Annotated in this window: 1 pseudogene; it reads left to right on the forward strand. The window is 62.2% G+C overall.

Features of this window, described 5'->3' with window-relative positions:
• A pseudogene (gene istB, locus J9892_RS25230) lies at positions 1 to 341 on the forward strand (IS21-like element ISAs29 family helper ATPase IstB); the annotation flags it as partial.

Raw genomic sequence — 341 nt, forward strand, 5'->3', positions numbered from 1 at the left:
CTCCAGGCCACGGTGCAAGAGGTGGACTACCAGTCTGCACGCAACCTGGAGCGGTCACAGGTGGCAAACCTGGCCCAAGGAGAGTGGCTGCGCCGGGGCCAGAACCTGCTCATTACCGGCCCCTGTGGCTGCGGAAAAACCTACCTGGCTTGTGCGCTGGGCTACCAAGCCTGTCAGCAGGGGCACAGCACTCGCTACTACCGGCTGCCGCGTCTGCTACTTGAGCTGAGCCAGGCCAAGGTAGATGGCAGTTACGCCAGACTGCTGGGTCAACTGGCAAGGATAGAGCTGCTGATCCTGGATGACTGGGGACTGGAAGCGGTGAATGCCGAGCAGCGCAA

This window comes from Aeromonas sp. Prich7-2, assembly GCF_017939255.1.
GTDB classification, from domain to species: Bacteria; Pseudomonadota; Gammaproteobacteria; order Enterobacterales; family Aeromonadaceae; genus Aeromonas; species Aeromonas caviae.